This window comes from Parasphingorhabdus sp. (assembly GCF_059726685.1).
The window spans coordinates 2,796,650-2,808,827 of the sequence record NZ_AP041068.1 but is presented as its reverse complement, the minus strand read 5'-3'; the positions used below and the strand labels follow the sequence as shown (position 1 = coordinate 2,808,827).

15 protein-coding genes and 1 pseudogene are annotated in these 12,178 nt (G+C 52.0%); 9 read left to right on the top strand and 7 right to left on the bottom strand.

Annotated elements, in window-relative coordinates; all coding sequences use genetic code 11:
• Positions 1-26 precede the first annotated feature (26 nt).
• On the bottom strand, positions 27-701 hold the full coding sequence (locus AC6I9Z_RS13845; protein WP_461456352.1) for a nitroreductase family protein: 675 nt from the start codon (positions 699-701) through the stop codon (positions 27-29).
• A 195-nt stretch (positions 702-896) separates the two neighbouring features.
• Between AC6I9Z_RS13845 and AC6I9Z_RS13840 the strand changes: the two genes are divergently transcribed.
• Positions 897-1,700 carry a Coq4 family protein gene (locus AC6I9Z_RS13840; protein WP_461456351.1) on the top strand — a complete coding sequence of 268 codons (804 nt, stop codon included), beginning with the start codon at positions 897-899 and terminating at the stop codon, positions 1,698-1,700.
• 14 nt (positions 1,701-1,714) lie between these two features.
• On the opposite strand, the gene AC6I9Z_RS13835 is transcribed toward AC6I9Z_RS13840, so the two are convergent.
• The gene (locus tag AC6I9Z_RS13835; protein WP_461456350.1) at positions 1,715-2,137 is read right to left on the bottom strand and encodes a hypothetical protein; all 423 of its coding nucleotides are present in this window, start codon (positions 2,135-2,137) and stop codon (positions 1,715-1,717) included.
• A gap of 214 nt (positions 2,138-2,351) precedes the next feature.
• Here AC6I9Z_RS13835 and AC6I9Z_RS13830 point away from each other — a divergent pair, with 214 nt between their 5' ends.
• Complete coding sequence (locus AC6I9Z_RS13830) at positions 2,352-2,663, top strand: hypothetical protein (RefSeq protein ID WP_461456349.1); 312 nt, start codon at positions 2,352-2,354, stop codon at positions 2,661-2,663.
• Between the two features lie 29 nt (positions 2,664-2,692).
• Positions 2,693-4,222, top strand: a complete 1,530-nt coding sequence (locus AC6I9Z_RS13825) for an FAD-binding protein (RefSeq protein WP_461456348.1) — start codon at positions 2,693-2,695, stop codon at positions 4,220-4,222.
• A 4-nt stretch (positions 4,223-4,226) separates the two neighbouring features.
• Here AC6I9Z_RS13825 and purL read toward each other — a convergent pair whose 3' ends face one another.
• The gene (gene purL, locus AC6I9Z_RS13820; protein ID WP_461456347.1) at positions 4,227-6,434 is read right to left on the bottom strand and encodes a phosphoribosylformylglycinamidine synthase subunit PurL; all 2,208 of its coding nucleotides are present in this window, start codon (positions 6,432-6,434) and stop codon (positions 4,227-4,229) included.
• Positions 6,435-6,563: 129 nt separating this feature from the next.
• Here purL and AC6I9Z_RS13815 point away from each other — a divergent pair, with 129 nt between their 5' ends.
• The 3 genes from AC6I9Z_RS13815 to AC6I9Z_RS13805 are packed head-to-tail and all read left to right on the top strand — an operon-like array spanning position 6,564 to position 8,184.
• Positions 6,564-7,286, top strand: a complete 723-nt coding sequence (locus AC6I9Z_RS13815) for an SDR family NAD(P)-dependent oxidoreductase (protein WP_461456346.1) — start codon at positions 6,564-6,566, stop codon at positions 7,284-7,286.
• Between the two features lie 42 nt (positions 7,287-7,328).
• Positions 7,329-7,928, top strand: a complete 600-nt coding sequence (locus tag AC6I9Z_RS13810; RefSeq protein WP_461456345.1) for a 2-hydroxychromene-2-carboxylate isomerase — start codon at positions 7,329-7,331, stop codon at positions 7,926-7,928.
• On the top strand, positions 7,909-8,184 hold the full coding sequence (locus tag AC6I9Z_RS13805; RefSeq protein ID WP_461456344.1) for a DUF1289 domain-containing protein: 276 nt from the start codon (positions 7,909-7,911) through the stop codon (positions 8,182-8,184). Before AC6I9Z_RS13810 ends, AC6I9Z_RS13805 begins: the two co-directional genes overlap by 20 nt.
• Before the next feature lie 6 nt (positions 8,185-8,190).
• Here AC6I9Z_RS13805 and AC6I9Z_RS13800 read toward each other — a convergent pair whose 3' ends face one another.
• The gene (locus AC6I9Z_RS13800) at positions 8,191-8,838 is read right to left on the bottom strand and encodes a substrate binding domain-containing protein (RefSeq protein ID WP_461456937.1); all 648 of its coding nucleotides are present in this window, start codon (positions 8,836-8,838) and stop codon (positions 8,191-8,193) included.
• An 81-nt stretch (positions 8,839-8,919) separates the two neighbouring features.
• A pseudogene (locus AC6I9Z_RS13795) lies at positions 8,920-9,075 on the bottom strand (LysR family transcriptional regulator); the annotation flags it as partial.
• A gap of 293 nt (positions 9,076-9,368) precedes the next feature.
• Between AC6I9Z_RS13795 and AC6I9Z_RS13790 the strand changes: the two are divergent.
• Complete coding sequence (locus AC6I9Z_RS13790) at positions 9,369-9,740, top strand: DUF983 domain-containing protein (protein WP_461456343.1); 372 nt, start codon at positions 9,369-9,371, stop codon at positions 9,738-9,740.
• A gap of 41 nt (positions 9,741-9,781) precedes the next feature.
• Here the strand turns inward: AC6I9Z_RS13790 and AC6I9Z_RS13785 are convergent, their stop codons facing one another.
• Both AC6I9Z_RS13785 and AC6I9Z_RS13780 read right to left on the bottom strand, forming a co-directional pair.
• A complete protein-coding gene (locus AC6I9Z_RS13785; protein ID WP_461456342.1) occupies positions 9,782-10,189 on the bottom strand; it encodes a DUF2177 family protein in 408 nt (135 codons plus the stop codon).
• 28 nt (positions 10,190-10,217) lie between these two features.
• Positions 10,218-10,877 (bottom strand): hypothetical protein, encoded by a 660-nt coding sequence (locus AC6I9Z_RS13780; RefSeq protein ID WP_461456341.1) that lies wholly within the window; start codon positions 10,875-10,877, stop codon positions 10,218-10,220.
• Between the two features lie 135 nt (positions 10,878-11,012).
• Between AC6I9Z_RS13780 and AC6I9Z_RS13775 the strand changes: the two genes are divergently transcribed.
• On the top strand, positions 11,013-11,273 hold the full coding sequence (locus AC6I9Z_RS13775; RefSeq protein ID WP_254054363.1) for an exodeoxyribonuclease VII small subunit: 261 nt from the start codon (positions 11,013-11,015) through the stop codon (positions 11,271-11,273).
• Between the two features lie 38 nt (positions 11,274-11,311).
• Positions 11,312-12,178, top strand: coding sequence for a polyprenyl synthetase family protein (locus AC6I9Z_RS13770; RefSeq protein WP_461456340.1), 867 nt, complete (start codon positions 11,312-11,314; stop codon positions 12,176-12,178).

Here is a 12,178-nt window from a genome sequence, read left to right as displayed (position 1 = left end):
GGTCAACCAGAATGGAATAGATATTTTCAAAGCCAGCTGGCAATTTGATCCAGCGGTTTTTTATATGTCGCATGAACGGGGATAGTGGCATCTGAGGCAGGCTTGCCGACCACCAGTACCATCATTGGTTTCTCATTGGCTGGCCGCTCGCAAAGCTCGTTTAGAAACTTCATTGGATTGGGCGTGTGGGTGAGGGTAGCGAGACCGGCATCATGTAGCGCGGTGATCAGCATGCCGGCGGCTATGCCGACGCTTTCGTTGACATAATAGTTTTGCTTCATCTCGCCGGGCATCATGCCGCCCTTACGCTGACCCAATATGACAATAAGATAGGGCGCTATCTCAAGAAACGGTTTGTCCGCATCGGTGCCGAGCGGGCCAAGTGCTTCCAGCCACTCGTCGCTGGCTTTGTTTTCGTAAAATTCTCGCTCTTCCTGTTCGGCGGCTTCGCGCAGCGCCTTTTTCTTGGCCGCAGACTCTATGACAGCAAAATGCCATGGCTGATGATTGGCGCCATTTGGCGCAGTGCCAGCAGCCAGTAATGCATTCTCGATCACAGCACGCGGAATGGCTTCATCACTGAAATAGCGGCAAGTGCGCCGCAATTTCAGGCTGTCATAAAAAGCTCTGGATCGTGCCACGCGTTCCTCGTCGGAATATTCCGGCAACTCGGTATAGGGCAGGGTATCATGGGGTTTCATCGCTGATTCCTTGGCGAATGTTAAATTTCAAAGTTCACACAAATCACACCCGATTTTACCGGGCAAGCGCGAGCCGGATTGGTCTGCGCTGTCATAGCCATCAGCTGCATGGTAGGAAAGAAAATATCATTATTGACATTAATGTCAGTAGTCGTTATCAAGCTTATAACAATAGACAATAAAGCGATTCTTTTTATGACGACTTCTTCCCAAGCCATCTCTCCAGCGGATATGCCTCTTCTCAATCTTGAGCATTCCACGCCGGGCATCCGTCCGATCAAGGCGTTTCGTCATTTCCGTAACCTGATTGCGGACAAGGAAGATACGGCGGAAGTATTCCACATTATTGAAGCGCTGGCGGGCAAAGCCTTTGTTCGCAATGCCAAGCGCTTTTTGAAAAGTCCGCATGCGCAGGAATTGATGGAGCGCAATGTCGATTTGCCAACCATGCTAGATAATCATGACAAGCTGCGGGAGCTTCCTGCCGACAGCCTGGGACAGGCCTATGTTCGTTTCATGGAAAAAGAAGGCCTGACCGCTGCCGGACTGGTGGCTGAGTTTGACCGCTACGGCGCGAACTATGAAAAGCGCAACGATGTTACCGAATGGTTTGGCGACCGGATGCGCGATACGCATGATTTGCTGCATGTCCTGACCGGCTATGGCCGCGATGCTTTGGGCGAACAATGCGTGCTGGCCTTCACATATGGTCAGAATCCCAATCTTGGAATTCTATTCATTGCTTATGCCGGTGCACTGGAAATGAAGAAGCAGGCACCGTCCGATGCTCCCGTCTTGAAAGCCGTTCGCGAGGGTCAAAAACTTGGTAAGGCGGCCAAGAGGCTGGCTTATTATGATATTGAAAAGATACTGGCCATGCCGCTCGACGAAGCACGGGCCTTTTTGAATATCAGTGAACCGGTCTATTACAAACAGGCCCATGCCGCTTATGAAGCGCAGGGAATAGATCCCTATAACTTGTTGGGTCAGCCTGCATAGGATTGAAAGGGCGGCTATTGTGCGGCTTCAATTTTTTTGACCAATATGTCGTAGCCTTTGACGGAGCTTCCTATCTCCATCTCCGCTTTGTTCAGTCTTTCTGATGACTGCATGACTTTTTCTTCCAGCTGATTGGCGCGCGACCTGATTTGCGGATTGGTTCGGGACCATGTTCTCAGATCAGAAAGCGTCTGGTCGATCGCCTCTTGTGCGGCGGCAACTTCTGTTTTGGCGGCCTCGGCCTGATCGCGAACCTCTTTGGCTTGCAATTCAACCTCAAACCCGAATGCACTGAAGCGGCCAATATTTGTCTTTCCCAATTGCTCTCCAAACTCGACTGGGAAAAACAGGAAAAACACCAATATCCCGAGAACGCACAAGTCGCGAACCAGCGTCAGTGCATTCTTGCCGACCTCTGTCCAGTGTAGCTCCGTCATATTGCTGTCCTGTTCTTGATGTGATTACTCACATTGTTCTTAGGTGCCCATTTCCTCTGGCATATTGCGAATTGTCAGTTTTTGCCGCCGATCAGATGTTATAAATCCCCCATTGTGATCGGGCGGCGTTTCAGCGATAAACAATCCGGGTCGTCCGATTTTTCAAACCTTTGCGTTCAACGACGGGCCGCCGGTTGTGAGAGGGGACAAGATCATGGAGATACGGTTTTTATCCATTTTGATCGGCGCTATGCTGCTGTCGAGTTGCGCCGAACACCGGCTCGTTGTGCAGCGCCCGAACCCTGACGGTGAACATGCAATAGTGAACAGCAAGGCCTATCTGCTTCCCCGGGGCCAGCCACGCAACGTTGCCGATTGTCAGACCAACCTGATCGATGAGGTGCGGGTAAAGACAAACTTCGGGCAATCGTTGATCACGGTGCTGACTTTGGGTTTCTATCAACCCGCTACCATCGAATATTACTGTGCCAAAGTGCCTTCAGATGAAGGTAGTACAGACGAATAGTCCGCGACATTCAGCCGGACGGGAGAAACATGATGCCCCCCAATCAGATTCAGGTGAACAATAATATTGAATGGGTGAACCATCACTTCAATATCAAGGTGCCAATTGCAAAGCGGTTGAGGGTGCATAACGAAAATCCAACCCGCGCCTCCATGTCGGGAATGCGGGCAACGGCAGCGCGGTTACAAGGCATTATCGCTGATGCCCTGCAAGCGGGGGTGCAGATACGGGCTTGCGGATCACGCTGGTCCTTCTCTGATATCCCTGCCGTCAGGGACGGTTGGATAGTGGAAACTGCCAATCTCGACTGGACATTCAAGGTCGGATCGAATGATGTCGATGTGAACAGCGCCACGTCGGTCGATGACCTGTACCTGGTGCAGTGCGGGACCAATATTTCCAAGATTAACGAGCGGCTAGAAACCAAAACGCGTCGTCGTGCGCTGCGGACATCAGGGGCGAGCAACGGCCAGACGATAGCGGGCGCCATTGGAACCGGAGTGCATGGATCGGCAATCGACGTTGGCGCGATGGAAAGCGAAGTTGCGGGCATTCAAATTCTTACCGCCACCCAGAATCTGTGGATCGAACCGGCCAGAGCACCCGTGATGACGGCAAACTTCGCGGCAAAGCTCGGCGCAACGCTGGTCCGGGATGATGCCAAATTTGATGCTGCGATTGTCAGCCTCGGCGCTCTTGGTATTGTCCATAGCGTGATGCTGCGTTCTACAGGACGCTATCTGCTCAACTCGTCGCTGCTCCATATTCCCTATGGCCAACTGCAAGGCGCGCTGAACATGCTTGATTTTCGTGGGTCAGGTTTGCCAGACCAGACCCGTAGGCCTTATTTTTTCCAGGTAATCCTTGACCCCAACAAAATGGACATTGGGTATACGACGGTGCGCTACAAAGAATTGTGTCCGCCGGGATACCGACCGGATTATAACCTGAAATCCGAAGCAGAACCGGGAACCGATCTACCGCGCTTGATTGCATCGGCGATCAAGATGTTCCCAGACTTGCGCAATACGGCCACAAGCTTGCTGATCCAGGCAGAATTGAAGGTGCGTTCCGACCGGCCGCATGAATGGCGGCTGCCCGGCGAAACATACAGCTTCACCAGCGCGCGAGAGGGGATCGCGAGTTCTGGTTTTGCCGTGCCGATTGCGCAGGTCACAACCGCGCTTGAAATCATGCGCCAGGCATTTCTGGTCCACAAAAGCGCTCCGGTCGTGTTCACATGTCGCTATGCGCAAAAATCGCCCGGTATGATGGCATTCACGCGCTATGATCCATGCTGTGTCATTGATATTGACGGCATCGACACGCCTGCGACGCGCAAGCTGATTACGCTGGCCGGTCAGCGGCTGGAGGCGGCAGGGATGCCGTTCACCCAGCATTGGGGCAAGATGCATGACCTTACCAAGGCCCGCGTGCGACGCGGATATGGCGGCAGCGTGGATCGCTGGAATCAGGTGCGAAAATTGCTGTTGCCCGACGCGGCAGAGCGCGATGCGTTTTCGTCGCCGTTTCTGGACAGCGTTGGGTTGAACGCTTGAGCGGTTAGTCTTTCATCCAGTCGCGGAAGAAGCTGTCACTGGCTTCGCGGAGGTTGGCGACAGGAACAGCCTGTCCGTTCAAGACAAGCGCATCGCCTTTCACCCTACCGATTTTGGTGAATGGCACTTTTTCTGGATCTAGGTCATCCTCGTTGCGATAGGTCACAATGTAGCGGCCTTGCGCCTCACTAAAGGCAAAAGCGCTCGTCATATCTTGGATTTCCGCACCCAAATTGCCTGCTAGCGCCATCTCGGCTAGTGCGACGGCAAGTCCACCGTCGCTGACATCATGAACAGCCGTCACTTTACCATCCTTGATCAACTGCCTGACCGTACGGCCCGTCAAGCTTTCATCTTTCAAATCGACCGTCGGCGGAGCTCCGACTTCGCTGTCATGAATTTCTCGCATCCAGAGCGACTGACCCAATTCTTCATAGTGGAAACCAATTGTAGCAATATAGTCCCCCTCATTCTTAAACCCAATCGTCATCATCTTGTCGAGATCATCAATCAGTCCCACTGCACCAATAGCAGGTGTCGGCAAAATCGCATGGCTCACGCCATCCGCGCCGGTGGTCTCGTTATACAGGCTCACATTGCCCGATACGATCGGCATATCCAGCGCTTCACAAGCTTCCGCCATGCCTTCGATACAGCCGACAAATTGCGCCATGATATGCGACTTTTCGGGATTGCCAAAGTTCATGCAATCGGTTGTCGCCAGAGGTTTCGCGCCAACAGCGGTCAGGTTGCGATAAGCTTCGGCAATTGCTTGTTTGCCACCTTCGGCAGGATCAGCCTTGCAATAGCGCGGTGTGCAGTCTGTGGTGATCGCCAGACCCTTGTTGGTGCCATGGACGCGAACGACAGCCGCATCGCCGCCAGAGCGCTGGCAGGTGTCAGCGCCAACTTGGCTGTCATATTGCTCCCAGATCCATCGACGCGAGGCGAGGGCAGGGCTTGCCATCATCTTGAGCAGGTCTGCGCCAATATCGGTGCTTTCGGGAATGTCACCTAGCGGTTCAATTGCGACATGCGCCTTATATTCTTTCTGGCTGAGATGCGGCCGATCATAAAGCGGTGCATCATCGGCAAGCGGGCCGAGCGGAATATCGCATACGGTTTCGCCTTTATGGGTCAACACCATGCGGCGCGTGTCGGTCACTTCACCAATCACGGCAAAGTCCAGTTCCCATTTGGTAAAAATCGCTTCGGCCATTTCCTCGCGGCCGGGTTTCAGGACCATCAACATGCGTTCCTGACTTTCGGACAGCATCATTTCATAAGCGGTCATTTCCGTCTCGCGGCATGGCACCTTGTCCATATCCAGAATGATCCCGACTTCGCCATTGGTCGCCATTTCAACGCTGGAGCTGGTCAGGCCAGCTGCGCCCATATCCTGAATGGCAACAATCGCGTCGGACGCCATGAGTTCCAGACAGGCCTCGATCAGTAGCTTCTCGGTAAACGGATCGCCGACCTGAACGGTAGGACGTTTCTCATCGCTGTCATCATCAAATTCCGCGCTGGCCATGGTCGCACCATGAATGCCGTCGCGGCCGGTTTTCGATCCGACATAAACAATCGGGTTGCCAACACCGCTAGCGGCTGAATAGAAAATCTTGTCCGCATCTGCCACGCCAACGGTCATCGCATTGACAATGATATTGCCGTCATAGGCTTCGTGGAAATTGGTTTCACCGCCGACGGTTGGGACACCAACACAATTGCCATAACCGCCAATACCCGCAACCACGCCTTTGACGAGATGCTTCATCTTCGGATGTTCTGGCCGTCCGAATCGTAACGCGTTCAAATTGGCCACAGGACGCGCGCCCATGGTGAAGACGTCGCGCAAGATTCCGCCTACGCCAGTTGCCGCACCTTGATAGGGTTCAATGTAGGACGGGTGGTTATGGCTCTCCATTTTAAAGATCGCGGCCTGGCCGTCGCCAATGTCGATTACACCTGCATTTTCACCCGGACCGCAAATCACCTGAGGGCCTGTCGTGGGCAATTTCTTCAAATGCAGGCGCGAGCTCTTGTAAGAACAATGCTCGGACCACATGACCGAGAATATTCCAAGCTCGGTGATATTCGGCTCGCGGCCAAGCGCGTTTAATATGCGCTTATATTCCTCCTCATTGAGGCCATGTTCAGCGACAATTTCTGGTGTAATTTTTTTAGCGGTGCGCGAGGATGTCTGTGTCATGAAAACCCTTTAACGAGCAGTCCCGATTCCGCCTAGTGCGAATTGTCATTTTCCAACACCGCATTGCTTTAAGCATCAGAACATGGTTTCATATTGAAACTGAAAATGATTCGATAGTTGGGATGTCATATGGGAAAAGTGGTTTTGGTTATCGGTGCTGGTGATGCCATCGGTAGCGCGATCATGCGCGCTTTCGCTGAGAAGGATTATACTGTCTGCGGTGCACGGCGCGGTGGCGAGAAACTGGAGCCACTGGTTGAAGAGCTTCGCAGCGCCGGCAAGCAGGCCTACGGTTTCTCCTGTGACGCGCGCAAGGAAGATCAGGTGGAGGCTTTGTTCGCCGATATCGAAGCCAATATCGGCCCGCTGGATTGCGTGGTGTTTAACGTCGGCGCCAATGTGCCGATGACAATCCTCGACACCAGCGCGCAGAAGTTTATGAAAATCTGGGAAATGGCAACCTTTGCCGGTTTCCTTGCAGGACGTGAAGCGGCGCGTGTCATGACCAAACGCGGCCATGGTTCGATCATCTTTACCGGCGCAACCGCCAGTATGCGTGGTGCGGCGGGATTTGGCGCCTTTGCCAGCGCGAAAGGCGCACTTCGCAATATGGTGCAAAGCCTTGCCCGTGAAATGGGCCCGCAAAATATTCATGTCGCCCATGTCGTGATTGACGCGGCCGTGGACACCGATTGGATCAAAGGCATGCTGCCGGATTATGAGGAGCGCAAAGCCAATGACGGCGTCGTCAATCCGGATGATCTGGCACAGAATTATGTGATGTTGCACGAGCAACCACGCAGCGCCTGGACTTTTGAAATGGACGTCCGGCCGTGGGCGGAAAAATGGTGATGATCCGTTCCCGTACACAGGCACAATGATAAGGAAACCCAGATGACCAAGACGATTGAACTTGTTTTCGATTTTGTAAGCCCGAATGCCTATCTGATCTGGCAGCCGCTAAAGGCACTGGCTGAAAAGCATGGTGCCAAAATTGAAGTGCTGCCGGCATTTCTTGGCGGAATGCACAAGCTAACCGGCAATGCGCCGCCTTTTATCCGTGATGCGGAAGTGAAGGGCAAGAACGCCTACGCGATGCTGGAAATGAATCGCTTCATCGCCAAACATGGCATGACCAAATTTCAGATGAACCCGCATTTCCCATTCAACACCATTAGCCTGCAGCGGATGCTTGTCGCGCTGGAACCGGAAAAGCGTGCAACCTTTATCGAAACATTGCTGCCTGCAATTTGGGAAGAGCAGTTGGACGTTACGGATACAGAAGTGCTTGGTAAAATCCTTGCAGAAGGCGGTTTTGATGCGGAGGAGCTTTTTGCAAAGACACAGGATCCGGCAGTCAAACAGGAATTGATGGACAATGTCGAAAATGTTGTCGGGCGAGGTGCATTCGGCATTCCGACCATGTACATTGATGGTGAGATGTATTTTGGTAAAGAGCGTTTGATGCAAATTGATGAGCAGTTGGCAACGTGATCTTGGCCTTGATCCAAGGTTTTTTAAGAGAAAGCTGACCTTGTCAGAGCGACGCGAACATGCTGAAGAATCCCGCATGGAATCCCCTTGCAAAAAAATCTGCGCGATAGATGCGCCGAGCGGCCTTTGCGTGGGTTGCGGCCGCACCTTGTCAGAAATCGGGGAATGGGCATCCGCCACCGCAGACCGTCAGCAGGAAATATTATCGCTGCTTCCCGCCAGGATGCAGGATATTGGTAAAACTACCGACCAGTAATAGCCACTATGGGGCCATCAAATTCCTATTGATATACTGATGCAACGCATCAACAAAGACACGGGTCTTAAAGGGAAGGTGTTGCCGGTTTGGGTAAACGGCATAAATCGCCCGATCTTCGTTTTTCGTCCTGTCTGTAAGAATGGGTTGCAGCTTTCCCGTCGCTATTTCGGAGTAAACCAGAAAGTGCGCCAGGCGAGCGATCCCCATATTTTGTAATGCAGCGGCTTTTACTGTGAGGCCAATGCCGGAAAAAATGCTGTTGACGCGGACAGTTTGTGCTTCATCGCCACCATCAAATGTCCATTGATCGTTTGTTTGACCTTTGGCGTGGATTGTCAGGCAGCGGTGGCCGAGAAGGTCAAGCGGTGTGACTGGAGCTTCGTACTGTTCAAGATACTCCGGTGAAGCACAAACTACCCAAGGATCATCAATCAGTTTGCGTGCGATGAATGAGGTTTCCACAGGGCGTTCAAATAGCAACGCAACATCAACTCTTTCGTTCAACAGATTAATCCCGCCATCGCCTTGTAGCAGCATAACCGAAACTTCCGGATAATCCCGTGAGAATGTCTTGAGAAATGGCACCAGGACTTGCAACGAAAGCGCATCGGAGGCAGCGACCCGCAATACACCTTTTGGCACCGTGCTCATATTCCGTGCCGTGTCTTCGGCATCTTCGATGGCAGTCAGAATATTCTCGCATCGCTCAAACAAGGCGTTTCCAGCTTCGGTGAGTGATAAGGTACGTGTTGTCCGGTTAAACAGCCGGACGCCGAGCCGGTCCTCAAACCGGCTTATTTTTTTACTGACGCCGGATGAAGTCAGTCCGAGTCTGCGGCCCGCTTCAATGAAGCTGCCTGACTGCACGACTTCGGTAAAAACTGACATTTCGTTTATCGGGTGCATGGTTGATAGCTGTCGCCATTAATGAATTACTGTCAACAATAATATTCCATAAAGTCCATTTATTCCGTGTAAGAAAAACCCTATCTGACGGGCGATGAAGTGATCTGACCATAATTCAGCAAATGATTGTCATGATCTTCGCAGTAGCCTTCCGGGTTGCAGTGAACGGCTCGGCCTTCCGCCCCCTACTGGCCGAGCCAATTCATCGCTGAAAAATTGATCAAAGAGATGGTGATCAGACCGACTGACCTCGAACAGATGGGTAGGAACAGAGCGTGGAAGACGAAGTGATTGCCTTGATAAAATCAGGTATGAAGCTGAAATGCGGGCATTGCGGACAGGGAAAGCTTTTCAGAGGCTATCTGAAATTTCATGACAATTGCCCAAATTGCCGCCAGGATTTAACTGTAGCCGATACGGCTGATGGCCCCGCCTTCTTCGTAGGTTTTTTCACGATGATTGTTTTTGCACCGATAATTTTGGTGCTGGTTCAGTCGGCCGATACCATATTTGCGAAGATATTGGCTTTTATCATAGGCATCGTGCTGTGTTCGCTCGTTTGTTTGATCCTGTTGCCACCAGTCAAAGCGATATTGCTAAATTTGCAGATCAACTACGACTCTGGTGAGGGAAGCACTGATAAATAGCTGATTTCTGGACATTGCTATATTGAGGGCAATATCCAGTCTCAGGCTTTCACGAACCTTAGTACTAAATAAGCCGTTAGAGCAGCTGTCACACCTGTCGCGAAAGTGCCCCATGCGATGTCATAGAGGGTGATTTTGGTCGACCACACCTTAAGCACTGCCTGACTGGTCAAATCATAAGTCGCATAGGCAATGCCACCGAATAGGGCGCCGTTAAGCAATGCAGTATTCCATTGGCCATTTGCAAGTGCGGGTTTGACACCAAACCATATGATCCCGAACAGATAGATCAGATAGAAGGCCAGTGCTGGCGCTTTGCGAAACTCGTCTGCCATGATTTCGCCGATCACTGGGCGATATAAACTGTTCGCCATATTGCTGAGCCACAGGAAATCGAGGATGCCGAAAATGACGGCTGCGATAATATAGGCGATGACAAATTGGGTCATAGTGCTTCCTGTTTGTGGACCTTAATTCCTAGGCGTGTTTCAGTGTCCGTGTCCTGCTTACAAATGCCGCGGCAACCGATGCGACGGCGAAGGCGATCAATGCTGTTATCATCATTGCTTGGTCGGCGGCTTCCGGTTCGGGAGCAAACCAGTTAAATAACTGAAAAGCGAGTAGCAATATGGCCAGAAGTACTAAGGCCAGTTTAGACAGTGGAGCAGTTGATCGTGTTCGAAATACATAAAATGCAAGAGCACCAAAGGTGAGTATTAGCTCAAGTGGCATGGCGATAGCCGGATAGTTCCAAAGTCCGAAACCCAGATTGGGCGGTGATCCTGCCAATGTGAGATCCGGCGCATGTACCAGTAGATCGAGCAGCCAGTGGGACAAGACCACAAGGCCGCCGATGATAGCTCCGGTTTTGTTGCGGGTGATCAGCCAGATGAGTAATGCAAAGCCCAAAGCCCAAACACCGCTGCCAATCAAGCTGTGTGTATAGGGCATATCGTACAGATCCAACGGGTTCATAACTGTCATCCCAGGCGTGATCCGGAAGTTTTCGATGCCGAAAATCGCTAGTCCGAAAAAGCCGAAATCGACAAGTTGCCCCGCAACAAACAATGTGCCGAGGCCCGGTGCCTTTGGATGGGTTGCGGCGATCATTGCCGGTGCGTAGTGCCCGATAAACATAATGTACTCCCCTATTTTAGGAGACCGTAAACTTCATGCTGAAAAATAGCCAGATTGGGATCAGAATATCGAAACTGACGAATTTGAGCTTTCGAGGCCTTGACCGAAACCCAAAGCACCGTCATTGGAATGGCCATGAATGAAAGTGCCCAAAACATGTCGGACGACACAGCAGATTTGAATTTTGAAGATGCACTCAGGCGTCTGGAAGATATTGTCAGAAAACTGGAAAGCGGCGATGTGCCGCTGGATCAGTCTATCGCACTTTATGAACAGGGCGAAAAGCTTCGCACACTTTGCCAGAAACGTTTGGAAGACGCCCAAGCAAAAATCGAGAAAATCACTCTCGACCGTGATGGCAAGGTTAAAGGCGTCACTGCCTTTGACGAAGACTGAAGGTGCCTGCCAATAACAATCTGGACCTGCAGCAGGAAATGAACCGTGTAGCAGCAGCGGTCGATAAACAGTTCGATCTGCTGCTGATGGTACCGGATGATGCGCGCGCGCAGCTTTTTGAAACAATGCGCCATGCTGCGATAGGCGGCGGTAAAAGACTGCGGCCGTTATTGGTTGTGGCAACATCGCGCCTGTTCAATGTCGATGAAACTTGCGCCTTGCGGGCTGCGACAGCATTGGAAGCATTACATGTCTATTCGCTGATACATGATGACTTGCCCTGCATGGACGATGATGATTTGCGGCGCGGGAAGCCGACTGCGCACAAGGCGTTTGGCGAAGCACAGGCTGTTCTGGCAGGGGACGCGCTTCATGCGCTGGCATTTGAATTGCTGGCGGATGACGCTACCCATAGCGATCCGTTTGTTCGGGCCGAGATGGTAGCTTGTCTGGCCAAAGCGGCCGGACCATCAGGCATGGCGGGAGGACAGATGATGGATCTTGTCGCTGAGACCACAAAATTTGATTTGCCGACTGTCACGCGATTGCAGCAGTTGAAAACAGGTGCACTTATAAGTGCCTGTGTCGAGATTGGTGCCATATTGGGCCGCGTCCCGGTTGAAGGGCGGACGGGATTGCGAGGCTATGCTCATGATCTTGGTCTCGCTTTCCAGATTGCCGATGACATTTTGGATGTTGAGGGTGACGAAGCGGTTGCTGGAAAAGCGCTGCACAAAGACGAAAAAGCTGGCAAACAGACTTTTTTGAGTCTGATGGGACTGGATCGTGCAAGGGACCAGGCGCAAATGCTGGTCAATCAAGCCAAGTCGCATTTAAACGGCCATGGTGAGGAAGCCAATTTGCTTCGTGCCATCGCAGAATTTACGGTGCAGCGGGACCGCTAG